30 protein-coding genes, 1 tRNA gene and 1 pseudogene are annotated in these 23191 nt (G+C 66.7%); 29 read left to right on the top strand and 3 right to left on the bottom strand.

What is annotated here, in order from left to right; genetic code table 11:
• Positions 1-14 precede the first annotated feature (14 nt).
• The 18 genes from CAL24_RS00770 (at position 15) to CAL24_RS00685 (ending at position 12489) form a co-directional block, all read left to right on the top strand.
• Positions 15-824: an ABC transporter ATP-binding protein gene (locus CAL24_RS00770; protein WP_028353730.1), complete on the top strand. Its 810-nt coding sequence runs from the start codon at positions 15-17 to the stop codon at positions 822-824.
• Entirely contained in the window at positions 821-1633 is an 813-nt protein-coding gene (locus CAL24_RS00765; RefSeq protein ID WP_094805476.1) for an ABC transporter permease, read from the top strand. The genes CAL24_RS00770 and CAL24_RS00765 overlap by 4 nt, the downstream gene beginning before the upstream one ends.
• Positions 1634-1638: 5 nt before the next feature.
• A complete protein-coding gene (locus CAL24_RS00760; RefSeq protein ID WP_028353732.1) occupies positions 1639-1884 on the top strand; it encodes a BolA family protein in 246 nt (81 codons plus the stop codon).
• Positions 1884-3152 (top strand): UDP-N-acetylglucosamine 1-carboxyvinyltransferase, encoded by a 1269-nt coding sequence (gene murA / locus CAL24_RS00755; RefSeq protein ID WP_094805475.1) that lies wholly within the window; start codon positions 1884-1886, stop codon positions 3150-3152. The genes CAL24_RS00760 and murA overlap by 1 nt, the downstream gene beginning before the upstream one ends.
• On the top strand, positions 3149-3823 hold the full coding sequence (gene hisG / locus CAL24_RS00750) for an ATP phosphoribosyltransferase (RefSeq protein WP_038853281.1): 675 nt from the start codon (positions 3149-3151) through the stop codon (positions 3821-3823). The genes murA and hisG overlap by 4 nt, the downstream gene beginning before the upstream one ends.
• 103 nt (positions 3824-3926) lie before the next feature.
• Complete coding sequence (gene hisD, locus CAL24_RS00745) at positions 3927-5231, top strand: histidinol dehydrogenase (protein WP_028353735.1); 1305 nt, start codon at positions 3927-3929, stop codon at positions 5229-5231.
• Positions 5228-6361 (top strand): histidinol-phosphate transaminase, encoded by a 1134-nt coding sequence (gene hisC / locus CAL24_RS00740; RefSeq protein ID WP_249278453.1) that lies wholly within the window; start codon positions 5228-5230, stop codon positions 6359-6361. Before hisD ends, hisC begins: the two co-directional genes overlap by 4 nt.
• A 17-nt stretch (positions 6362-6378) precedes the next feature.
• Positions 6379-6966 carry an imidazoleglycerol-phosphate dehydratase HisB gene (hisB, locus tag CAL24_RS00735; RefSeq protein WP_028353737.1) on the top strand — a complete coding sequence of 196 codons (588 nt, stop codon included), beginning with the start codon at positions 6379-6381 and terminating at the stop codon, positions 6964-6966.
• Between the two features lie 22 nt (positions 6967-6988).
• Positions 6989-7642 (top strand): imidazole glycerol phosphate synthase subunit HisH, encoded by a 654-nt coding sequence (gene hisH, locus CAL24_RS00730; RefSeq protein ID WP_094805474.1) that lies wholly within the window; start codon positions 6989-6991, stop codon positions 7640-7642.
• Positions 7643-7704: 62 nt separating this feature from the next.
• Positions 7705-8445, top strand: coding sequence for a 1-(5-phosphoribosyl)-5-[(5-phosphoribosylamino)methylideneamino]imidazole-4-carboxamide isomerase (gene hisA, locus CAL24_RS00725; RefSeq protein WP_028353739.1), 741 nt, complete (start codon positions 7705-7707; stop codon positions 8443-8445).
• A complete protein-coding gene (hisF, locus tag CAL24_RS00720) occupies positions 8442-9248 on the top strand; it encodes an imidazole glycerol phosphate synthase subunit HisF (protein WP_094805473.1) in 807 nt (268 codons plus the stop codon). Before hisA ends, hisF begins: the two co-directional genes overlap by 4 nt.
• Before the next feature lie 10 nt (positions 9249-9258).
• A complete protein-coding gene (gene hisI, locus CAL24_RS00715) occupies positions 9259-9663 on the top strand; it encodes a phosphoribosyl-AMP cyclohydrolase (RefSeq protein WP_094805472.1) in 405 nt (134 codons plus the stop codon).
• Entirely contained in the window at positions 9660-10007 is a 348-nt protein-coding gene (locus tag CAL24_RS00710) for a phosphoribosyl-ATP diphosphatase (protein WP_028353742.1), read from the top strand. Before hisI ends, CAL24_RS00710 begins: the two co-directional genes overlap by 4 nt.
• A 14-nt stretch (positions 10008-10021) precedes the next feature.
• Positions 10022-10390, top strand: coding sequence for a histidine triad nucleotide-binding protein (locus CAL24_RS00705; protein WP_094805471.1), 369 nt, complete (start codon positions 10022-10024; stop codon positions 10388-10390).
• A 15-nt stretch (positions 10391-10405) separates the two neighbouring features.
• Complete coding sequence (gene tatA / locus CAL24_RS00700) at positions 10406-10633, top strand: Sec-independent protein translocase subunit TatA (protein WP_028353744.1); 228 nt, start codon at positions 10406-10408, stop codon at positions 10631-10633.
• A 77-nt stretch (positions 10634-10710) separates the two neighbouring features.
• Positions 10711-11151, top strand: coding sequence for a Sec-independent protein translocase protein TatB (gene tatB / locus CAL24_RS00695; protein WP_094805470.1), 441 nt, complete (start codon positions 10711-10713; stop codon positions 11149-11151).
• Positions 11148-11954 (top strand): twin-arginine translocase subunit TatC, encoded by an 807-nt coding sequence (gene tatC, locus CAL24_RS00690; RefSeq protein ID WP_094805469.1) that lies wholly within the window; start codon positions 11148-11150, stop codon positions 11952-11954. Before tatB ends, tatC begins: the two co-directional genes overlap by 4 nt.
• Positions 11955-12075: 121 nt before the next feature.
• A complete protein-coding gene (locus CAL24_RS00685; protein WP_051439356.1) occupies positions 12076-12489 on the top strand; it encodes a helix-turn-helix domain-containing protein in 414 nt (137 codons plus the stop codon).
• A 12-nt stretch (positions 12490-12501) separates the two neighbouring features.
• Here the strand turns inward: CAL24_RS00685 and CAL24_RS00680 are convergent, their stop codons facing one another.
• On the bottom strand, positions 12502-13647 hold the full coding sequence (locus tag CAL24_RS00680; protein ID WP_028353747.1) for a S1C family serine protease: 1146 nt from the start codon (positions 13645-13647) through the stop codon (positions 12502-12504).
• Positions 13648-13667: 20 nt separating this feature from the next.
• On the opposite strand from CAL24_RS00680, the gene CAL24_RS00675 reads away from it, so the two are divergent.
• Positions 13668-14444, top strand: coding sequence for a Nif3-like dinuclear metal center hexameric protein (locus CAL24_RS00675; protein WP_094805468.1), 777 nt, complete (start codon positions 13668-13670; stop codon positions 14442-14444).
• 20 nt (positions 14445-14464) lie between these two features.
• Here CAL24_RS00675 and mscL read toward each other — a convergent pair whose 3' ends face one another.
• Positions 14465-14908 carry a large conductance mechanosensitive channel protein MscL gene (gene mscL, locus CAL24_RS00670; RefSeq protein ID WP_028353749.1) on the bottom strand — a complete coding sequence of 148 codons (444 nt, stop codon included), beginning with the start codon at positions 14906-14908 and terminating at the stop codon, positions 14465-14467.
• A gap of 138 nt (positions 14909-15046) precedes the next feature.
• Here mscL and petA point away from each other — a divergent pair, with 138 nt between their 5' ends.
• From petA to CAL24_RS00625, 9 genes and pseudogenes are all read left to right on the top strand, one after another.
• Positions 15047-15688: a ubiquinol-cytochrome c reductase iron-sulfur subunit gene (petA, locus tag CAL24_RS00665; RefSeq protein WP_028353750.1), complete on the top strand. Its 642-nt coding sequence runs from the start codon at positions 15047-15049 to the stop codon at positions 15686-15688.
• Positions 15689-15752: 64 nt separating this feature from the next.
• The gene (locus tag CAL24_RS00660) at positions 15753-17141 is read left to right on the top strand and encodes a cytochrome b (protein ID WP_028353751.1); all 1389 of its coding nucleotides are present in this window, start codon (positions 15753-15755) and stop codon (positions 17139-17141) included.
• A 19-nt stretch (positions 17142-17160) separates the two neighbouring features.
• A complete protein-coding gene (locus CAL24_RS00655) occupies positions 17161-18015 on the top strand; it encodes a cytochrome c1 (RefSeq protein ID WP_094805467.1) in 855 nt (284 codons plus the stop codon).
• A gap of 155 nt (positions 18016-18170) precedes the next feature.
• The gene (locus CAL24_RS00650; RefSeq protein ID WP_028353753.1) at positions 18171-18782 is read left to right on the top strand and encodes a glutathione S-transferase N-terminal domain-containing protein; all 612 of its coding nucleotides are present in this window, start codon (positions 18171-18173) and stop codon (positions 18780-18782) included.
• 19 nt (positions 18783-18801) lie between these two features.
• A complete protein-coding gene (locus tag CAL24_RS00645) occupies positions 18802-19248 on the top strand; it encodes a ClpXP protease specificity-enhancing factor (protein WP_028353754.1) in 447 nt (148 codons plus the stop codon).
• A gap of 78 nt (positions 19249-19326) precedes the next feature.
• Positions 19327-19402 (top strand) — tRNA-Thr (locus CAL24_RS00640).
• A 238-nt stretch (positions 19403-19640) separates the two neighbouring features.
• Entirely contained in the window at positions 19641-20840 is a 1200-nt protein-coding gene (locus tag CAL24_RS00635; RefSeq protein ID WP_094805466.1) for a tyrosine-type recombinase/integrase, read from the top strand.
• Positions 20837-21022: pseudogene (locus CAL24_RS00630) on the top strand (DUF1016 domain-containing protein); the annotation flags it as partial. The gene CAL24_RS00635 and the pseudogene CAL24_RS00630, both read left to right, overlap by 4 nt.
• 135 nt (positions 21023-21157) lie before the next feature.
• A complete protein-coding gene (locus tag CAL24_RS00625) occupies positions 21158-21715 on the top strand; it encodes a flavin reductase family protein (RefSeq protein ID WP_028353757.1) in 558 nt (185 codons plus the stop codon).
• Positions 21716-21791: 76 nt separating this feature from the next.
• Here the strand turns inward: CAL24_RS00625 and CAL24_RS00620 are convergent, their stop codons facing one another.
• On the bottom strand, positions 21792-22154 hold the full coding sequence (locus CAL24_RS00620) for a winged helix-turn-helix transcriptional regulator (RefSeq protein WP_028353758.1): 363 nt from the start codon (positions 22152-22154) through the stop codon (positions 21792-21794).
• 131 nt (positions 22155-22285) lie between these two features.
• On the opposite strand from CAL24_RS00620, the gene CAL24_RS00615 reads away from it, so the two are divergent.
• Positions 22286-23137 (top strand): NAD(P)H-binding protein, encoded by an 852-nt coding sequence (locus CAL24_RS00615; protein ID WP_231501696.1) that lies wholly within the window; start codon positions 22286-22288, stop codon positions 23135-23137.
• Positions 23138-23191 lie beyond the last annotated feature (54 nt).

Genomic DNA, 23191 nt, shown 5'->3' with positions numbered 1-23191 from the left:
CCCTCGCCGCTACCATGTCCGCCGTCAGCCTAGAACACGTTTCCAAGATCTACCCGCCGCGCCTGCCCGGCTGGAAGAAGCTGCTCGGACACTCCGCCGGACCAGGCTTCCAGGCCCTGAACGACGTCAGCCTGACCATCGAGCCAGGCGAATTCTTCGGGCTGCTGGGCCCCAACGGCGCGGGCAAGACCACCCTGATTTCCATCCTGGCCGGCCTGGCGCGCGCCTCCAGCGGCCGCGCCAGCGTCTGCGGCTACGATGTGACCACCGACTACAAGGCCGCCCGGCGCGCCCTGGGCGTGGTGCCGCAGGAACTGGTCTACGACCCGTTCTTCACTGTGCGCGAGACCCTGCGCATCCAGTCCGGCTATTTCGGCCTGCGCAAGAACGACGACTGGATCGACGAGATCCTGTTCAACCTCGGGCTGGCCGACAAGGCCAATTCCAATATGCGCGCCCTGTCGGGCGGCATGAAGCGGCGCGTGCTGGTGGCCCAGGCGCTGGTGCACCGCCCGCCCGTCATCGTGCTCGACGAGCCCACCGCGGGCGTGGACGTCGACCTGCGCCGCACGCTGTGGGAATTCATCTCGCGCCTGAACAAGGCTGGCCACACCATCATGCTGACCACGCACTACCTGGAAGAAGCCGAAGCCCTGTGCGGCCGCATCGCCATGCTCAAGGGCGGCCGCATCGTCGCGCTGGACACCACCCAGGCGCTGCTGGCGCGGGTGGGCGGGGTCGACCTCGAAGACGCCTTCGTGCGCATCATGCACCGCGACGACACGCCCGTGGCCGACCTGGAACCCGAAGAGGTCTCGTCGTGACGCCCCCCCTGACTCCCACCTCCCAACCGCTGGTGGAGCCCCGCCTGGACGCCGGCTCGGGCTTTCCCACGCTGTTGCGCAAGGAACTGCTGCGCTTCTGGAAAGTCGCCTTCCAGACCATTGCCGCGCCGGTGGTCACCGCGCTGCTGTACCTGCTGGTGTTCGCCCAGGTGCTGGAAGGCCGCGTCATGGTGTACGGCACCGTGCCGTACACCGCGTTCCTGATTCCCGGGCTGATGATGATGAGCATGCTGCAAAATGCCTTCGCCAACCCGTCATCCTCGCTGATCCAGAGCCGCATCACCGGCAACCTGGTGTTCGTGCTGCTGCCGCCGCTGTCGCACCGCGAGATCTTCTCCGCCTACCTGCTGGCGGCCGTGGCGCGCGGCCTGGCGGTGGGCGCCTGTGTGTGGCTGGTGGCCATCTGCTTCACGCCGCTGCCGCCGGCCCACCCGCTTTGGATCATCGTCTTCGCCATCCTGGCCTGCGGCATCATGGGGGCGCTGGGCCTGATCGCGGGCCTGTGGTCGGAGAAATTCGACCAGCTGGCGGTATTCCAGAATTTCCTGATCATGCCGGCCACATTCCTGTCCGGCGTGTTCTATTCCATTCATACGCTGCCGCCGTTCTGGCAGGCCGTATCGCACTGGAACCCCATCTTCTACACTATCGACGGCTTTCGCTACGGCTTTTTCTCCGTGTCGGATGTCTCGCCGTGGCGCAGCCTGGCGGTAGTGGCCGGGGTATTCGTCGTCCTGGCGATCACCACGATGCGCTTGCTGGCCAGCGGCTACAAACTCAGGAATTGAAGTCCATGCTACCCACCCCCGAGCAGGTCCGCCAATATATCGCCGATGGCCTGCCGTGCGAGCACCTCGACGTACAGGGCGACGGCTCGCACTTCGACGCCCTCATCGTCAGCCGGGCCTTCGAGGGCAAGCGTCCGGTCGCCCGCCACCAGCTGGTCTACGCGGCGCTGGGCGAACGCATGAAGGCCGAAATCCACGCGCTTTCCATGCGCACGCTCACTCCCGACGAATACACCAAGGCGGGCAACTGATGGACAAGCTACGCATTACCGGCGGCCCGCAACTGCGCGGCGAAGTCGCCATTTCCGGCGCCAAGAACGCGGCCCTGCCGATCCTCTGCGCCGGCCTGCTCACGGCCGACGCCATCTCGGTGGCCAATGTGCCGGACCTCAACGACACCTCCACCATGCTGCGCCTGCTCGGCCGCATGGGCGTGAAGGCCGAGCGCGGCGCCGACGGCGTCGTCACCGTGCAAGCCGACCGCGTCGACAACCTGGAGGCGCCGTACGAACTGGTCAAGACCATGCGCGCCTCGATCCTGGTGCTCGGGCCGCTATTGGCGCGCTTCGGCGAGGCGCGCGTGAGCCTGCCCGGCGGCTGCACCATCGGCCAGCGCCCGGTCGACCAGCACATCAAGGGCCTGGCCGCGCTCGGGGCGGACGTCAGCATCGAGCACGGCTTCGTGGTGGCCCGCGCCAAGCGCCTGAAGGGCGCGTCGATCCGCACCGACATGGTGACGGTCACCGGCACCGAGAACCTGCTGATGGCGGCCGCGCTGGCCGAAGGCCGGACTGTGCTCGAGAACGCCGCGCGCGAACCCGAGGTCATCGACCTGGCGGAACTGCTCATCAAGATGGGCGCCCGCATCCAGGGCCACGGCACCGACCGTATCGTGATCGACGGGGTCGACCGCCTGCACGGCGCCGAGCACCGCGTCATTCCCGATCGCATCGAAGCCGGCACGTTCCTGTGCGCCGTGGGCGCGGCCGGCGGCGACATCATGCTGCGCGACGCCGCGCCCGGGACCATGGGCGCCACGCTCGACAAGCTCCTCGAAGCCGGCCTGACCATCGAAACCGGCCCCGACTGGATCCGCGCCGCCATGCAGGGCCGGCCGCGCGCGGTCGGCGTGCGCACCCACGAATACCCGGGCTTCGCCACCGACATGCAGGCCCAGCTCATGGCGCTGGACACCGTCGCCGAGGGCACTGCCGTCATCGTCGAGAACATCTTCGAAAACCGCTACATGCACGCGCAGGAACTGCGCCGCATGGGCGCCGACATCGACATCGACGGCCACACCGCCGTGGTGCGCGGCGTGGCGCGCCTGTCCGGCGCCGCGGTCATGGCGACCGACCTGCGCGCCTCGGCCAGCCTGGTGATCGCCGGCCTGGCCGCCGAGGGCCAGACCCAGGTGGACCGCATCTACCACCTCGATCGCGGCTACGACAAAATGGAAGTCAAGCTGCGCTCGCTGGGCGCCGACATCCAGCGCCTGACCGGCAAGGAAGCCTCATGACCGCCGCGCCCATCACCCTGGCGCTGTCCAAGGGCCGCATCTTCGAAGAAACCCTGCCGCTGCTGGCCGAGGCCGGCATCCACGTGGCCGAGAACCCGGAAAGCTCGCGCAAGCTGATCCTGCCCACCAGCGATCCGGCGCTGCGGCTCATCATCGTGCGCGCCTCCGACGTGCCCACCTACGTGCAGTACGGCGCCGCCGACCTGGGCATCGCCGGCAAGGACGTCCTGATCGAACACGCCGCCCAGCAGCCGGGCGGCCTGTACCAGCCGATCGACCTCGACATCGCCAAATGCCGGCTGTGCGTGGCGGTGCGCAACGGCTTCGACTACCAGGCGGCGGTGCACCAGGGCGCCCGCCTGCGGGTCGCCACCAAGTACGTGCAATCGGCGCGCGAACACTTCGCCGCCAAGGGTGTCTACGTCGACATCATCAAGCTGTATGGCTCCATGGAACTGGCCCCGCTGGTCGGGCTGGCCGACTGCATCGTCGACCTGGTTTCCTCCGGCGGCACGCTGCGCGCCAATGACCTGGTCGCCGTCGAAGACATCATGGCCATCTCCTCGCGCCTGATCGTCAACCAGGCCTCGCTCAAGACCCGCGGCGCGCGCCTGCAACCGCTGCTCGACGCCTTCGAGCGGGCCGCCCGCCGGGGAGCCGGCCAGGCCTGACGCCCTGCGGGCCGCCCGCGCCCGCTACACTACGTTTTTGCCCACGGCGGCGGCACCCGCATCAGCGCCGCCGCGGGCCTGTTTTCTTGCATCACCAGACGCCATGGCCCTGATCAATCGCCTTGATTCCCGCCAACCGGGATTCTCCTCCGCGCTGTCCCGGCTGCTGGCCTTCGAGGCCGCCGAGGACGAGTCCATCGACCGCGCCGCCGCCGGCATCCTGGCCGACGTGCGCAGCCGGGGCGATGCCGCCCTGCTGGAATACACCCAGCGGTTCGACCGCGTGGCGGCCACTTCCGCCCAGGCGCTGGAAATCCCCAAGGCCGACTGGCAGGCCGCGCTGGCGGCGCTGCCCACGGCGCAGCGCAACGCGCTCGAGACCGCGGCCGACCGGGTGCGCGCCTATCACGAGCACCAGCGCGGCGAAACCTGGACCTACACCGACGCCGAAGGCAACCTGCTGGGCCAGCAGATCACCCCGCTGGACCGCGTCGGCCTGTACGTGCCCGGCGGCAAGGCGGCCTATCCCTCGTCGGTGCTGATGAACGCCATCCCGGCCAAGGTCGCCGGCGTGCCCGAGCTGATCATGGTGACGCCCACGCCGGATGGCACGCGCAACCCCATCGTGCTGGCCGCCGCCGCCATCGCCGGGGTGGACCGCGCCTTCGCCATCGGCGGCGCGCAGGCGGTCGGCGCGCTGGCCTACGGCACCGCCACCGTGCCGGCCGTCGACAAGATCGTCGGCCCCGGCAACGCCTACGTGGCGGCCGCCAAGCGTCGCGTGTTCGGCACCGTGGGCATCGACATGATCGCCGGCCCCAGCGAGATCCTCGTCATCTGCGACGGCAAGACGCCGGCCGACTGGATCGCCATGGACCTGTTCTCGCAGGCCGAACACGACGAACTGGCCCAGTCCATCCTGCTGTGCCCCGACGCCGCCTTCATCGACGAAGTCGAGGCCGCCATCGCCCGCCTGCTGCCCACCATGCCGCGCGCCGACATCCTGCGCGTCAGCCTGGCCAACCGCGGCGCCCTGATCCTGGTGCGCGACCTCGACGAGGCCTGCGCCATCGCCAACGAGATCGCGCCCGAGCACCTCGAGATCTCCACCGAGCAGCCCGAGCACTGGACGGCCCGCATCCGCCATGCCGGCGCCATTTTCATGGGCCGCTTCAGTTCCGAATCCCTGGGCGATTACTGCGCCGGGCCCAACCACGTGCTGCCCACCTCGCGTACCGCGCGCTTTTCCTCGCCGCTGGGGGTGTACGACTTCCAGAAGCGTTCGAGCCTGATCCAGGTGTCGCGGCAGGGCGCCCAGACGCTCGGCCGCATCGCCGCCGAGCTGGCGCTGGGCGAGGGCTTGCCGGCCCACGCGGCCAGCGCGCAATACCGGCTGGACAACCCGTGAACGCCGCCCGGCCGCCCGAACGCGGGCCAGCGGCGGCCGAGGCCGTGGCCGGCCGCATCGCCGGCACGGTGCGCGCCGACATCCGCGCGCTGGCCGCCTACGCGGTGGCGCCGGCGGCCGACGGCATCAAGCTCGACGCCATGGAATGCCCGTACGAGCTGCCCGAAACGGTGCGCGAGGACATCGCCCGCGCCGTGCGCGACGCGGCCCTCAATCGCTACCCGCCGGGCGGCACTGGCGCGCTCGACCAGGATGTCCGGCAAGCCTTCGGCATCCCCGCCGAGGCCGGCCTGCTGTTCGGCAACGGGTCCGACGAACTGATCCACCTGATCGTCCAGGCCTGTTGCGAGCCCGGCGATGCCGTCATGTCGCCGTGGCCGTCGTTCGTGTACTTCGACATGGCGGCGCGCTTCGACCATGCCCGCTTCGTGGGCGTGCCGCTCACCGACAGCCTGGAACTCGACCTGCCCGCCATGCTGCGGGCCATCGCGCAGCATCGCCCCAAGGTTGTCTTCCTGGCCTTGCCCAACAACCCCACCGGCGGCCTGTGGCCCGACCAGGCGGTGCAGGCCATCATCGACGCCGCGCCCGGGCTGGTGGTGCTGGACGAGGCCTACCAGCCGTTCGCCGGCCAGACCTGGATGCCGCGCCTGCCGGCGCTGCCCAACGTGGCGGTGCTGCGCACCGTGTCCAAGATCGGCCTGGCCGGCCTGCGCTTCGGCTACCTGGCCGGCCATCCCGACTGGATCGCCCAGTTCGACAAGGTGCGCCCGCCCTACAACCTGAACGTGCTGACCCAGGCGGCCCTGCGCGCGGTCCTGCGCCACAAGCCGGTGCTGGACGCCCAGGCCGCGCGGCTGCGCGCCGACCGCGCACCGCTGGCGGCCGCCCTGGCGGCCCTCCCCGGGGTCAGCGTCTTTCCCAGCGCCGGCAATTTCGTGCTTGCGCGCTTTTCCGGCCAGCCGGACGGCAACGCCGTGCATCTTGCCCTGAAAACGCGCAAAATACTGGTCAAGAACTTTTCCGGCGCCCACCCGCTGCTGGCCGGCTGCCTGCGTATCTCGGTCGGCACGCCGGCCGAGAACGCCGCGCTGCTGGCCGCCCTGCAAGACATTCTCCGTTCCCACTAGGCTCGCCCCCACCGTTTATGCGTACCGCCGAAATCACCCGCAACACCAACGAAACGCGCATCCGCGTGGCCGTCAACCTGGACGGCACCGGCGCGCAGACCATCGACACCGGCGTGCCGTTCCTGGACCACATGCTCGACCAGATCGCCCGGCACGGCCTGATCGACCTCGACATCAAGGCCGAAGGCGACCTGCACATCGACGCCCACCACACGGTCGAAGACGTCGGCATCACCCTCGGCATGGCCGTCGCCAAGGCGGTCGGCGGCAAGGCCGGGCTGCGCCGCTACGGGCATGCCTACGTGCCGCTGGACGAGGCCCTGTCGCGCGTGGTCGTCGATTTCTCCGGCCGCCCGGGCCTGGAATATCACATCCCGTTCACCCGCGCGCGCATCGGCGACTTCGACGTCGACCTGGCCCGCGAGTTCTTCCAGGGCTTCGTCAACCACGCCCTGGTCACGCTGCACATCGACAACCTGCGCGGCGTCAACGCCCACCATCAGTGCGAGACGGTCTTCAAGGCCTTCGGCCGCGCGCTGCGCATGGCCCTGGAACACGATCCGCGCATGGGCGACGTGGTGCCGTCCACCAAGGGCGTGCTGTAACCGACCCGCCAGGCAGACCTCAGTGACCTCCATCGCCATCGTCGATTACGGAATGGGCAACTTCCATTCCGTCGCGCGTGCGCTGCGCTATGCCGCGCCCGACGCCGATATCCGCATCTGCAACCGCGCCGCCGACATCGACGCGGCCGATCGCGTCGTCTTCCCCGGCCAGGGCGCCATGGCCGACTGCATGCGCACCCTGAACGAATCCGGCCTGCGCGAAGCCGTCGAGCGCGCGGCGCGCGGCAAGCCGCTCTTGGGCGTGTGCGTCGGCGAACAAATGCTCTTCGAACGCAGCGAAGAAGGCGACACCTCCTGCCTGGGCCTGTTTCCCGGCACCGTGCGCCGCTTCGCCGGCGACGCCTTCGCCGACGCCGCGGCCGCCGCCGATGGCGCCGAACGCCTCAAGGTGCCGCACATGGGCTGGAACCAAGTCCGCCAGACGCGCTCTCATGCTTTGTGGGCGGGCATTCCGGACCATACCCACTTCTATTTCGTGCACAGCTACTATGCCGCGCCGGCCGACCCCGGCCTCACGGTGGGCGAGACCGACTACGGCGTTACATTTACCTGCGCCGTGGCAGCGGCTAACATTTTCGCGGTGCAGTTCCACCCCGAGAAAAGCGCCGCGCACGGTTTGCGCCTGTACCGCAATTTTGTAGACTGGAACCCATAGCCGCCCCGTACGAGCCTCGGCCGGCCTTTCTTCAACCGATTTTTCAACGCTCGCTATCCACCATGCTGCTGATCCCCGCCATCGATCTCAAAGACGGGCGCTGCGTACGCCTGCGCCAGGGAGACCTCGACGAGGCAACGGTATTCTCCGAAGACCCCGCCGCCATGGCCACGCACTGGCTCGACCTCGGCGCGCGGCGCCTGCACCTGGTCGACCTCAACGGCGCCGTTGCGGGCAAGCCCAAGAACGACGCGCCCATCAAGGCCATCCTGGATGCCGTCGGCGACGACATCCCGGTGCAGATCGGCGGCGGCATCCGCGACCTCGACACCATCGAGTCCTATCTCGACGCCGGCATTTCGTATGTGATCATCGGCACGGCCGCCGTGAAGAACCCCGGCTTCCTGCAGGACGCCTGCGGCGCCTTCCCCGGCAACATCATCGTCGGCCTGGACGCACGCGAGGGCAAGATCGCCACCGACGGCTGGAGCAAGCTCACCCGCCACGATGTCCTCGACCTGGCCAAGAAGTTCGAGGACTACGGCTGCGAGGCCATCATCTACACCGACATCAGCCGCGACGGCATGATGTCGGGCGTGAATGTCGACGCCACCGTGCGCCTGGCGCAGCACGTGCGCATCCCGGTCTTCGCCTCCGGCGGCATCGCCGGCATCCAGGACATCGAGGCGCTGTGCGCGGTCGAGGAAGAGGGCGTCGAAGGCGCCATCCTGGGCCGCAGCATCTACGAAGGCGCGCTCGATTTCAAGGCCGCGCAGGCCCGCGCCGACGAACTCAGCCAATGAACGCCATCACTTCGCAACCCGCCGCCGGCGCGCTGACCCGCCGCATCATCCCCTGCCTGGATGTCACCGCGGGGCGGGTGGTCAAGGGCGTCAATTTCGTCAACCTGACCGACGCGGGCGACCCGGTCGAGATCGCCCGCCGCTACGACGAGCAGGGCGCCGACGAGCTCACCTTCCTCGACATCACCGCCACCAGCGACGACCGCGACCTGATCCTGCCCATCATCGAGCAGGTGGCCTCGCAGGTGTTCATCCCGCTGACCGTAGGCGGCGGCGTGCGCCAGGTGTCCGACGTGCAGCGCCTGCTCAACGCCGGCGCCGACAAGATCAGCATCAACAGCGCGGCCGTGGCCAACCCCGAGCTGGTGCGCGCGGCGGCCGAATACCACGGTTCGCAGTGCATCGTGGTGGCCATCGACGCGCGCCGCGTGTCGGCCGCCGGCGAACCCGCCCGCTGGGAAGTCTTCACCCATGGCGGGCGCAAGCCGACCGGCCTGGACGCCGTGGCGTGGGCGCGCCGCATGGCGGCCTACGGCGCCGGCGAGATCCTGCTCACCAGCATGGACCGCGACGGCACCAAGTCCGGCTTCGATCTCGAACTCACCCGCGCCGTGTCCGACGCCGTGCCGGTCCCCGTCATCGCCTCGGGCGGGGTGGGCAGCCTGCAGCACCTGGCCGACGGCGTCACCACCGGGCGCGCCAGCGCCGTGCTGGCCGCCAGCATCTTCCATTTCGGCCAGCACACGGTGCGCGAATGCAAACAATTCATGGCCGATCAAGGCATCGCCGTGAGACTGGGCTAGACTGCATCCCATGAATACCGATCCCGCCTGGATGGCCGACGTCGTCTTCGACGACAACGGCCTGATTCCCGCCATCGCCCAGGACGCCGAAAACGGCCAGATCCTCATGGTGGCCTGGATGAACCGCGCCGCGCTGGCCGAAACCGCCGCCACCGGGCGCGCGGTCTACTGGTCGCGCTCGCGCCAGCGCCTGTGGCGCAAGGGCGAGGAATCCGGGCATACGCAGGCCGTGCATGAATTGCGCCTGGACTGCGACGGCGACGTGGTCCTGCTCAAGGTCCACCAGCACGGCGGCATCGCCTGCCATACCGGCCGCGCGAGCTGCTTCTTCCGCCGCCTGGAAGATGCCTCCAGCGAGGCTTCCTGGGTCACCGTCGACCCCGTCCTGAAAGACCCGGAACACATCTACAAATGACCGCCCCCGCCGCCGGCGCCGACACCCTGGCGCGCATCGCCGACACCCTCGCCACGCGCCGCCCCGACCAGGGCGGCGATCCGCAGACGTCCTACGTGGCGAAGCTGCTGGCCAAGGGGCCGGACGCATTCCTGAAGAAAATCGGCGAAGAAGCCACCGAACTGGTCATGGCCGCCAAGGACGGCGCGCCCGATCGCATCATCAGCGAAACCGCCGATCTATGGTTTCACTGCCTGGTCACTTTGACTCACTACAATCTGCGGCCCGAAGACGTGCTGGCCGAACTGGCACGCCGGGAAGGGCTGTCGGGCCTTGAAGAAAAAGCGCGGCGGCCCGCCCACTGAGCACGGAACCTGAGATGAGCGACAACTGTATCTTCTGCAAGATCGCCCGCGGCGAAATTCCTTCCAAGAAGGTCCACGAAGACGACGAATTCGTGGCCTTTCACGATATCAACCCGGCGGCCCCGGTGCACCTGCTGCTCATTCCGCGCCGGCACGTCGCGTCCCTGCAGGACATCGGCGCCGACGATGCCGGCTGGTTGGGTAGAATGGTGACTCTGGCGTCCCGCCTGGCGGCCGAGAACGGCTGCCGTCCGGGGCCCGAAGGCGGGTTCCGCCTGATGGCGAACTCGGGCGCCGAAGGCGGCCAGGAAGTCCCGCACCTGCATTTCCACATTCTCGGCGGTCAGCGTCCCTGGAAAGGGCGCATGGCTCCCAACGCATAATCACGGAGAACCGTCATGGGTAGCTTCAGCATCTGGCATTGGTTGATCGTCCTGGTCATCATTGCTCTCGTATTCGGCACCAAGAAACTGCGCAACATCGGCAGCGACCTCGGCGGCGCGGTCAAGGGCTTCAAGGAAGGCATGAAGGATGCCAATTCCGACAAGCCCGCCGACCAGGTCACCCAGCAGAAGGTCGCGGACGACACCATCGACGTCCAGGCCAAAGAAAAGACCAACTCCTGATCCCCGCCACCAGCCTCTCCCGGAGCAATGCCGCCAGGCATTGCTCCTGTCCATCTGATTGAGCGAGCAGACGCCGCATGTTTGATGTCAGTTTCACCGAGCTGATGGTAATCGGCGTCATCGCGCTGATCGTCATCGGCCCCGAACGGTTGCCCAAAGTGGCGCGCACCGTCGGCCACCTGCTCGGCCGCGCGCAGCGCTACGTCAATGACGTCAAGAGCGACATCCAGCGCGAAATCGAGCTCGACGAGCTGCGCAAGTTCAAGAGCGAAATGGACGAGGCGGCCAGCAGCATGACCTCGTCGCTGCGCGAGACCGAAAATTCCCTGCGCACCGGCCTGAACGACACCGCGCGCGAAGCCACGCAGGCCGTATCCGGTGCCCAGCCGGCAGTTGCCCCGCCACCTTCGGCCGAACCGGCGCCGGCCGCCGTCCCCGCGCCGTCCGGCGAGCCGGCGCCCGCCGCGCCGTCCGAGCCGCAGTCCCCCACCAAGCAAAACACCGGTACCGCACCGTGACCCAGGACGCCAAGCAAGACACGCTGGACCAGGAACAGCCGCAAGAAACCTTCATCTCGCACCTGGTCGAACTGCGCAGCCGCCTCATGAAGGCGGCGCTCGCCGTGATCGGCGTGTTCGTCGTGCTGTTCATCTATCCGGGCGCCTCCGTCATCTACGACGTGCTGGCCCAGCCCATGCTGGCCTCGCTGCCCGAAGGCACGCGCATGATCGCCACCGGTGTCATCACGCCCTTCATGGTGCCCGTCAAGGTCACCCTGATGGCCGCCTTCGTCGTCGCGCTGCCCGTCGTGCTGTACCAGGCCTGGGCCTTCGTGGCGCCCGGCCTGTACCGGCACGAAAAACGCCTGGCGCTGCCGCTGATCGTCTCCAGCACGCTGCTCTTCATCCTGGGCATGGCGTTCTGCTACTTTTTCGTGTTCCGCACGGTCTTCCATTTCATCGCCACGTTCGCGCCGCAGTCGATCACGCCGGCGCCGGACATCGAGGCCTATCTCAGCTTCGTGATGACCATGTTCATGGCCTTCGGCATTACCTTCGAAGTGCCGGTGGCGGTGGTGCTGCTGGTCAAGACCGGCATCGTCGAACTCGACAAGCTGCGCAGCGCGCGCGGCTACGTGGTGGTCGGCGCCTTCGTGATCGCGGCCGTGGTCACGCCGCCCGACGTCGTCAGCCAGTTCATGCTGGCGGTGCCCCTGTGCCTGCTGTATGAAGTCGGCCTGATCTGCGCGCGCATGGTCACGCCCGGCAGGAAAGACGAAGACGCCGAAGACGCGGCGGGCAGCCTGACCGAACACCGCTGACACCGTCCCTCTACCCCGGGCGCTGCCCTGGACGGCCGCCGCCCGGCCTATGTCGTCGCCACACATAAAGCGGACGCTTTTACTCTTGTCCGCCCGCGCCCGGCAACCGTAAATTGCCGGCATGACGCTCGCACACCGTTTGCGCGCCCAGATGCGATGGCGCGGCATCAAAAGCCAGAATCAATTGGCACGTATCTCAGGCGTGCCCCAGTCGTCCATCCACCGCATACTGGCCCGGGGTGACGCGTACTCACCCGCCCGCAGCACGCTGCAGCGCCTCGCCCTGGCACTGAACACATCGGTGCCTTGGCTCACGGACGGCGTCGAACCCCTGGCGCGGCCATCCGGGGCGCAGGCCCGGCAACCGCCGCCGGCGGCCGAGCCCGACGGCTACGCCGCCGAACTGCAAGCCCTGATGGACCGCCTGCCCACCGACGCCCGCAAGAAAATCGTGGCCATCGCGCGGCTGATCGCCGATGGCCCGCGCGCACCGGCCGCCGCGAAGGCCGACGCGGAACCGCCCGCCGGCGCCTGAGCGCCTTCGCTACTAGCGCGGCCGCGCGGGCCGCGTGCCCACGACCACCGTGACATCGCGCGCCTTGCCGCCGCGCAGGATGCCCAAGGTGGCCTTCTCGCCGGGCGGCAGCGCCGCGATCAAGCGCAGCATCGACACCGTATCCTGCACCGGCGCATCATTCACCGTCAGCACGATGTCGCCGACGCGCAGCCCCGACTTGCCCGCCGGCCCGCCGCGCATGACGCCCGCGATGACCACGCCGCGGGTGTCCGGCGCCAGGCCGAAGGCGCGCGCCAGGTCGGGCGTGACATCCTGGGGCTCGATGCCCAGCCAGCCGCGCCGCACCGAGCCGGTCTTGATGATGTCCTCCATGACCTTGCGCGCGGCATCGATCGGAATGGCGAACCCGATGCCCAGCGAGCCGCCCGATTCGGAATAGATGGCGGTGTTGATGCCGATCAGGTTGCCCTGGGCGTCGATCAGCGCCCCGCCGGAATTGCCGGGGTTGATCGCCGCGTCGGTCTGGATGAAGTTCTCGTAGGTGTTGATGCCCAGCCCGTTGCGTCCCAGCGCCGATACGATGCCCTGGGTAGTGGTTTGCCCGACGCCGAACGGGTTGCCGATGGCCAGCACCACGTCGCCCACGCGCAGGCTGCGATCGGCGGCGAACGCGGCGACGGGCAGGGGCCGGATGCCGGGGTCCAGCTTCAGCACCGCCAGGTCGGTCTCGGGATCGGCGCCCACCACCTTGGCGCTGCCGCTGCGGCCGTCAGCCAGCGCGACTTCGATGGCGTCGGCCGCCTCCACGACGTGATAGTTGGTGAGCACGTAGCCTTCGCCGCTGACGATCACGCCCGAACCCAGGCTGGTGGACGCCTGACGGCGGCTCAGGCCCGGCACCTCGCCGAACAGCTGCCGCAGCACCGGATCATCGGGCAGCGGCACGACCGGCACATTGACGTGCTTGGTCGTGAACACATTGACCACTGCCGGCGCGGCCTTGGTCACCGCCGCCGCATAGCTGGAATCCGCCGGCGCCGTCGGCGGCAGGGCGGGCGCGCCGGCCGGGGCGGGCGCCGACAGGCGCAGCCAGTCGGGCCGCAAGGTGGTCACGACGAATAAAATGGCCAGACATACCGTGACGGCCTGAGCGAATATCAGCCAGTAGCGACGCATGATCCTGACAAGGTAGGGCAATGAAAACTGTCGACACCCGCGAAGTGGCAGCCTGGCTGGACACCACGCTGCAAGCGGCGCGCTTCAAAGATTACTGTCCCAACGGCCTGCAAGTGGAAGGCCGGCCGCAGATAGGCCACATTATCACCGGCGTCACTGCTTCCGAGGCGCTGCTGCGCGCGGCCATCGAACGCGGCGCGGATGCGGTGCTGGTGCATCATGGCTGGTTCTGGAAGAACGAGGACCCGCGCGTGCGCGGGCCGCGCCGCACGCGGCTGGCCCTGGCGCTGGCGCACGAACTGAACCTGTTCGCCTACCACCTGCCGCTGGACGCGCACCCGCAATGGGGCAACAACGCCCAACTGGCGCAAGTGCTGGGCCTGGCGCCGCAGTACCTGGCCGACGGCGCGCCCGCGGCCTGCGGGCCGGACAACCTCATCTGGCTGGGCACGGCGCCCGGCCTGGCCACGCTGGGCGCGCTGGCCCAGCGGGTGCGCGAGCGCCTGCAGCGCGAGCCGCTGGTGGTGGGCGAGCCGGATCGCCCGCTGGGCCGCGTGGCCTGGTGCACGGGCGCCGCCCAGGGAATGCTCGCCGACGCCGTGGAAGCGGGCGTCGACGCCTACATCACCGGCGAGGCGTCCGAGCCCACCGTGCACCTGGCCCGCGAGACCGGCGTCGGGTTCATCGGCGCCGGCCACCATGCCACCGAGCGCTATGGCGTGCAGGCGCTGGGCGACGCGCTGGCGCGCCAGTTCGGCATCCGGGTCGAATTCGTCGACATCGACAACCCGGTGTAGGCCGGCCACCCGCGCCGCGCTTATTTCTTCAGCAGGTCGCGGATTTCCCGCAGCACCACCAGGTCTTCGGCGGGCGCTTCGGGAGCCGGGGCCTCTTCTTCCTTGCGCCGCGCCGCGTTGATCGCCTTGACGATGATGAACACCACCAGCGCCAGCAGCAGGAAGTTGATCAGGATGGTGAGGAAGTTGCCCCACGCCAGCACGATGGCGCCGGCCTTGGTGAGGTCGGCGTAGGTCATGGGGCCGGTGTAGCCTTCCGGCGCCGAGAGCACCAGGAACTTGTTGGAAAAGTCGACCGAGCCGCCCAGGATGAAGTTGACCAGCGGCATGATCAGGTCCTTGACCACCGAATCGACGATCTTGCCGAATGCCGCGCCAATGATTACCCCAACCGCCAGGTCGATCGCATTGCCCTTGACGGCGAAATCGCGAAATTCCTTGAGAAAACCCGATGCTTTGCTCATGAATGCTCCTTACGTCGTTCGCCCGTCAGTGGGCAGGCGCTATAATACGCGGTTGCTATGTTGTTACATATTTCGGCATAACGGATGCTGCAAGCCTGATGCTACAGGCACTGCGGGCGCATCAACAAGGATAGGAAGATGAGTCAGGATACGCTGGTGCATGACGATGACGGTGCGGTTGATCCCAACCTCCCACCAGATCCTTCGCGCCGTTTCTGGGTAACGACCGCCTGTGCGGTGGGCGGAGTCGCCGGCGTGGCAACCGCCGTCCCGTTCGTCAGCACCTTCGCCCCTTCTGAAAAAGCCCGCGCCGCCGGCGCGCCCGTCGAAGTCGACGTGGCCACCCTGGCCCCGGGCCAGATGCGCACCGTCGAATGGCGCGGCAAGCCGGTCTGGATCATCCGCCGCACCGAGGAACAGCTCGCCGGCCTGAAGACCCAGGACGCGTTCGTCGCCGACCCCAACTCCGAGCGCCCGGGCTTCACGCCCGAATACGCCCAGAACGAATACCGGTCGCGCAAGCCCGACCTGTTCGTCTGCGTCGGCATCTGCACCCACCTCGGCTGCTCGCCCACCGCCCACTTCGAGACCGGCGGCGGCGGCGGCCTGCCCGCCAACTGGGAAGGCGGCTTCCTGTGCCCCTGCCACGGCTCCACCTTCGACATGGCCGGCCGCGTGTACAAGAACAAGCCCGCGCCCGACAACCTCGAAGTCCCGCCGTACCAATACCTGAGCGACACCCGCATCATCGTCGGGGTTGACGAAGATAACAAGGCCTGACGCGAGCAGCGCAGCCTCCTACCCCGACCTTAGCAAAATACGCCCCGTATAGAAGGAGCCATTGATGGCTGGCGAAAAAACCGTCGAGACAACAGGCCTGCTGGGCTGGCTGGACCGGCGCTTCCCGGTGACTTCCACCTGGAAAGCGCACCTGTCCGAGTATTACGCGCCCAAGAACTTCAACTTCTGGTACTTCTTCGGATCCCTGGCGCTGCTGGTGCTGGTGCTCCAGATCGTCACCGGCATCTTCCTGGTGATGCACTACAAGCCCGACGCCGAACGCGCGTTCCAGTCGGTCGAATACATCATGCGCGAGGTGCCGTGGGGCTGGCTGGTGCGCTACATGCACTCCACCGGCGCCTCGATGTTCTTCGTGGTGGTCTACCTGCACATGCTGCGCGGGCTGTTCTACGGCTCGTACCGCAAGCCGCGCGAACTGGTCTGGATCTTCGGCGTGGCCATCTTCCTGTGCCTGATGGCCGAAGCGTTCTTCGGCTACCTGCTGCCCTGGGGCCAGATGTCCTACTGGGGCGCCCAGGTGATCGTCAACCTGTTCTCGGCCATCCCGTTCATCGGCCCCGAGCTTTCCATCTGGATCCGCGGCGACTACGTCGTCTCCGACGCCACCCTGAACCGCTTCTTCTCGTTCCACGTCATCGCCATCCCGCTGGTGCTGATCGGCCTGGTGGCCGCCCACCTGGTGGCGCTGCACGAAGTCGGCTCCAACAACCCCGACGGCGTCGAGATCAAGCAGGGCCCGAAGGACAAGCACGGCCGCCCGAAGGACGGCATCCCGTTCCACCCGTTCTACACCGTCCACGACATCATGGGCGTGGCGGGCTTCCTGATCGTCTTCGCGGCCATCGTGTTCTTCGCGCCTGAAATGGGCGGCTACTTCCTGGAATACAACAACTTCATTCCGGCCGATCCGCTCAAGACCCCGCCGCACATCGCGCCGGTCTGGTACTTCACGCCGTTCTACTCCATGCTGCGCGCCACCACCAACGAATTCACGTGGGTGCTGGCCGGGGCCGCCGTGCTGGGCGCCGTCGCGCTGCTGGTCAAGAGCAACCTGAAGGGCTTCATGCGCATCGCCGTGCCCGGCCTGCTGATCGTCATCGCCGTCCTGCTGCGCGTCATCGACGCCAAGTTCTGGGGCGTGGTGGCCATGGGCGGCGCCGTCGTCATCCTGTTCTTCCTGCCGTGGCTCGACCACTCGCCCGTCAAGTCCATCCGCTACCGTCCGGGCTGGCACAAGGTCCTGTACGGCATTTTCATCGTCAACTTCCTGGTGTTGGGTTTCCTGGGTACGCAGCCGCCCAGCGACGCGTACAACCTGACCTCGCAGATCGGCACGCTGATCTACCTGGGCTTCTTCTTCCTGATGCCCGTCTGGAGCCGCCTCGGCACGTTCAAGCCGGTTCCCGACCGCGTCACGTTCCATGCCCACTGAGCCACGAACCCATAACGGAATGACCATGATCAAGAAGCTGATTGGTGCCGTAGCGTTGACGCTCACGTGTACCGCCACGTACGCCGCCGAGAGCGGCTACCCGCTGGAAACCGCGCCCAACCGCGTCAACGACGTCGCGGCGCTGCAGAACGGCGCCAAGCTGTTCGTCAACTACTGCCTGAACTGCCATAGCGCGTCCTCGATGCGCTACAACAAGCTGCAGGACATCGGCCTGACCGACGACCAGATCAAGGAAAACCTGCTTTTCACGGGCGAGAAAGTCGGCGACCTCATGACCGTCGCCATGAAGCCCGAGGACGCCAAGAAATGGTTCGGCACCACGCCGCCGGACCTCTCCGTCATCGCGCGCGCGAAGTCGATCAACGCCGGCCCGTCGGGCGCCGACTACATCTACACCTACATGCGCACGTTCTACCGCAACACCGCGCGCGCCACCGGCTGGGACAACCTGGTGTTCCCCAACGTCGGCATGCCGCACGCCCTGTGGGAACTGCAGGGGCCGCGCGAGCTCACCACGGTGGCCATGCACGAGGTCACGGGCCAGGACGGCGCCAAGGGCTGGGAACGCGTCACCACCACCTACGACGCCCAGGGCTATTCCACCGTCAAGACCGAACCGGTGGCCGATTTCCACGGCCATGCCTCGGTCGACGCCAAGTTCAAGGCGCTGGATCCCGCCAAGGCCGCCGCGTACGACAACGACGTGGCCGACCTGACCGCGTTCCTGGCCTGGATGGCCGAACCCGGCCAGCTCTTCCGCAAGCAACTGGGCGTATGGGTGCTGCTGTTCCTGGGCCTGTTCCTGGTGGTAGCCTGGCGCCTGAACGCTTCCTACTGGAAACACGTGCGCTGATTATCAATGCCCCGCCAGGTTGCCGGCCCGGCTCCGCGCCGGCCGGCAACGCAATCCCGATAGGGCGGCACACCTATCCCACCCTGGCAATCGGGGCCAGCGCCTGCTAGATTAGCAGCGCTGGCCTTTCGCTTTTCATACAAGGACTTACCGCCATGATGGTGCTCTATTCCGGAACCACGTGCCCTTTCTCGCAACGCTGCCGCTTCGTGCTGTTCGAGAAGGGAATGGATTTCGAGATCCGCGACATCGACCTGTACAACAAGCCCGAAGACATTTCGGTCATGAACCCGTACGGGCAGGTGCCCATCCTCGTCGAGCGCGACCTGGTGTTGTACGAGTCGAACATCATCAACGAGTACATCGACGAGCGCTTCCCGCACCCGCAACTGATGCCGGCCGATCCCGTCATGCGCGCGCGCACCCGCCTGTTCCTGTACAACTTCGAGAAAGAACTGTTCGTCCACGTTTCCACGCTGGAAGACCGCAGCGCCAAGCCCGACGAGAAGAAGCTGGTCAACGCCCGCCAGAACATCCGTGACCGGCTGGCCCAGCTGGCCCCGCTGCTGCTCAAGAACAAATACATGCTGGGCGACGAGTTCTCGATGCTGGACGTGGCCGTCGCGCCGCTGCTGTGGCGCCTGGACCACTACGGCATCGAACTGCCGAAGAACGCCGCGCCGCTGCAAAAATACGCGGAACGCATCTTCTCGCGTCCGGCCTACATCGAAGCGCTGACGCCGTCCGAAAAAGTCATGCGTCGCTGAGCGCCAAGGGTTGTCCAATATGGGTGAAACTTCCACCAAGCCTTATCTGCTGCGCGCGCTGCACGAATGGTGCACCGACAACGGCTATACGCCGTACATCACCGTGCAGGTCGACGAGCACACCATGGTGCCGGCGGCCCACGTGCGCGACGGCCAGATCACGCTGAACGTGGGCACGCTGGCCACCAACAAGCTGGTGCTGGGCAATGAATTCATCGAATTCCAGGCCCGCTTCAGCGGCGTCACCGAGAACGTGTCGGTGCCGATCGGGGCGGTCAGCGCCATCTACGCCCGCGAGACAGGCGCCGGCATGGGTTTCGAAGTCCAGCCCTATGAGCCTCCCGTCCGCGACGACAGCGCCGCCCCGGCGGCCGAGGCCGTCCCCGGCCAGTCCGAATCCGCGCCCGCGGAACCGGCCGAAGGGGGCGACGAACCCAAGCGCCCGCACCTGACCATCGTCAAGTAGGCCGCTCGCTGGGCCGTGGCGCCCGGATTTACTACAATGCAGTCCCTTTGCCCGCCGCCTCCGCGCAGCGGCGCACCCGCCGGTGTAGCTCAGTTGGTAGAGCAGCTCACTTGTAATGAGAAGGTCGAGGGTTCGATTCCTTTCACCGGCACCATCGCTATTCCCTTCTAGCCCCCCTGAAACCCGCTACGACGACGCCCGCGTAGCGGGTTTTTTGTTTCACGATGACTCCAGCATCGCATTTCGCTGGACTACGCCAAGGCTCGATACAGCAGGTTTATCAATCACTTAGGCGAGTTCAACATATGCCGGTGCTTTCCGAAACTTGACCCGGCTTCCCCTCGCGTGGCTCCCATGCGGCTCTTGTAAACCGGGCTTTCCTAGGAGTCATCATGGCGAAGATCAAGCTCACCAAGTCCGCAGTCGATGCGGCACACCCCCAAGACAAGGCCGTCGAACTGCGGGACACCTTGGTGCCCGGCTTCCTGTGCAAGATCACCCCGGCGGGCCGCAAGGTGTTCATGCTCCAGTACCGCACGAACGCCGGCGAGCGCCGCAAGCCTGCCCTGGGCCAGTACGGGGAACTGACGGTCGATCAGGCACGCACAATGGCGCAGGAATGGCTGGCCGAGGTGCGCAAGGGCGGCGACCCCAGCGCAGCCAAGAATGCCGCCCGCAAGGCACCGACGATGAAGGAGTTTTGCCACACCTTCATGGAGGACTACTCGAAGCAGCGCAACAAGCCCAGCACGCAGCGCGGCTATCAGGGCGTCATCGACCGTTGCATCATCCCGATCATGGGCCGGACGAAGGTGCAGGACGTAAAGCGCCCGGACGTGGCTGCGTTGATGAAGAAGCTGGCCTACAAGCAGGCCGAGGCCAACCGTACCTTCGGCGTGCTGCGCAAGATGTTCAACCTGGCCGAGGTGTGGGGGCTGCGCCCGGACGGCACGAATCCGTGCCGCCACGTCCCGATGTACCCGCCCGGCAAGGAAACCCGGCTTATCGTGGACGACGAGTTGGTACGGATCTTCCGTCACCTGGAGCATCTGGAGACCGAGGGACTAGAGAACTACGTCATTCCGCTGGCGATTCGCCTGCAATTCGAGTTCGCTGCCCGCCGCTCTGAAATCTGCCCACTCGAATGGGGCTGGGTTGATCTGGAGAATCGGCGGGTCGTCTGGCCCGACAGCAAGACGGGTGGCATTTCCAAGCCCATGAGCGAGGAAGCCTATCGGTTGCTGTCCACTGCGCCGCGCCGGGAGGGCTGCCCCTACGTCCTGCCGTCACCCAATGACCCGGCCCGGCACATGACTCACGGCGAACACTACGGTGGCTGGACGCGCGTGCTCAAGGCTGCCGGTGTCCCGCACGTCGGTACGCACGGCATCCGCCACCGTGCGACGACCGATATTGCCAATTCGGGCGTGCCGACCAAGGTGGGCATGAGGCTCACAGGCCACAAGACCGTGGCGATGTTTATGCACTATGTTCATACCGAGGATAAGCCGGTGCGGGATGCGGCCGAACTGGTGGCGAATCGGCGGCTGGCCATTACTGGGGCATCCCGTTCTATGGAGGCGACAGCATGACAAGGAAGACGCCTACGGCAGCGGGGAAACGCGCCGCCTTACCGACTGGCTATGCCGGCATCCACGGCGGCATTGTGGAGTTACTGGATGCTGCGCGGCAGGCAACGGCGCGCAGTGTCAATGCGCTGATGACGGCCAGCTATTGGGAGATTGGCCGCCGGATCGTCGAGGCCGAGCAGAAGATGCAGGCGGTTCGCAAGGATCTGGACGCATGGCGTGGCGCATCCGATGCCACTGATTTCGCGGAGTAAATTCGCACGAGGGCGGGCACGCGGCTGGATGCTGCGTGCCTCTCTGGTGCATCAGGAGATCACACCATGCTCAACGAGTTGCCTGCCGAAAAGGCCTACCGCATCCTCGAATCCGGCCCTATCGTGCTGGTCGCCACGCGCGATGCCGATGGCCGCGCCAACCTGATGACGATGGGCTTCCACATGATGATGCAGCACGATCCGCCCCTGGTCGGGGCCATCATAGGGCCATGGGACCACAGCCATCACGCCCTGTCGGACACAGGCGAATGCGTGCTGGCCGTGCCCACGGTGGATTTGGCCGAGGCGGTGGTGGACATCGGCAACTGCTCGGGCGAGTCGCTCGACAAGTTCGCCCATTTCGGCCTGACACCCGCATCCGCGCAAACCGTGGAGGCGCCACTGGTGCGCGAGTGTTGGGCGAACCTGGAATGCCGCGTCGCCGATGACGGCTGGGCACGCCGCTACAACCTTTGGGTGCTGGAGGTCCAGCGTATCTGGATCGACGCCGCGCGCAAGGAAACGCGATTGATCCATCACCAGGGCGACGGCCGCTTCAGCGTGGATGGCGATACGCTCGACCTGGGCGCGCGCATGACCAAGTGGCGCGACTTGATGGGATGAGGCCTCGCATGCGCCGCTGATTACCGGCGTGCTTCATCACTTCACAGCGCCAGCGCTGCTCTCCGACAAGGTCAGGTCAGTCCTGCGCGGTACGACGATCAAATGCGGCACGGGCTTGTTCAAGGGCCGGCCGGTTCTCTCGCGCCCAACTTGCCAGGGCTGCCAGAGGTTCTGTCAGGCTTCGCCCCAATGGGGTCAGGCAATACTCGACCTTCGGCGGGACGGTGGCATAGGCCTTGCGCGCCACCAGTCCATCGCGTTCGAGTCCGCGCAGGGTGATGGTCAGCATCCGGTGAGAGATGCCGGGGATACGGTGCTTCAACGCGTTGAAACGGTGGGTGCCTTCTGACAGATGGCCACAGACCATGACCGTCCACTTGTCGCCAATGCGTGCAATCACGTCTGCCAGGCCGCGACATTCAGCCTCCAAATTCTCCATGGCTTCTCCTTTGTGCCGACAGGAACATTGGTGTACCTCACGCATGAATTAGTGCGTTCTTGTTGGATTATAGGAACCAATTTATCCTAACGAACAATAAATAACTATGGAGTGTGATGATGAGAATAGGTGTGAGCGGTGCCAGTGGCCAGCTTGGCAGCGCAGTGGTCCAGGCATTGGTGGAAACGGTCGCGACCGAAGATCTGGTGGCGATTTCGCGCACGCCCAAGACCGATCGAGCCTATGCAGGCCGCGTGGGCGACTACGACCAACCCGAGACATTGGTGGCGGCCTATCAGGGCCTGGATCGCCTGCTCTTGATTCCCGGGCCTGATTTGCGGCCGGGGATCCGCTCACGCCAGATGCTGGCGGCCTTGGATGCGGCGGCACGCGCCCAGGTCGGCCACGTCTTCCTGTTGTCGGCAACCGGGACGCAACGTGAGGAGGAGCCAGCCGTTGGCGCGGCGTACTGGCACAGTGAGCAGGCGTTGATCAAGAGCACGATCCCGGCTTGGACGATTCTGCGAATGAGCTATTTTTCCGAGACGCTGGCCGAAGAGGTGCGGATGTCCTTGACTGCAGGCGGGCTTTCCGCGCTCGCGGACAGTCGCGTCAGTTTCGTTTCGCGCAGTGATGTGGCCAAAGCGGCAGCCGCTGCACTGACCAGTGAGGGCCACGAGGGCGCCATTTATCAGTTGACGGGATCTGACGTCCTGCGCAGTGAAACGGTCTGCAGGTTGATTGAGCAGCTTGTGCAGCGTCCTTTCGTCTTGAACGTGATGCCCGCCGAAGGACTGCGAGCCGGGCTGATCAAGGCGGGGCTGCCTGAGGTCATTATCGACGCAGTGATATCCATGAAGGCGCGGCAGGCGCGCGGCGCTTATGACCTCGTCAGCGGTGACATCGAGCGTTTGACTGGATGCGCGCCGTGTTCTCTGGCCGAGATTCTGGCGAGCACAGCCGGGGGACTGAGGCAGTCGTAGTCACCCGCGTGCTGGGAGCCTTCATCGCACAGGATCGAAAACTTGTAAGAGCGC

Source organism: Bordetella genomosp. 2 (assembly GCF_002261345.1).
GTDB lineage: Bacteria > Pseudomonadota > Gammaproteobacteria > Burkholderiales > Burkholderiaceae_B > Bordetella_A.
The sequence above is the reverse complement of the archived record's forward strand: the minus strand, read 5'-3'. Positions and strand labels throughout refer to the sequence as shown.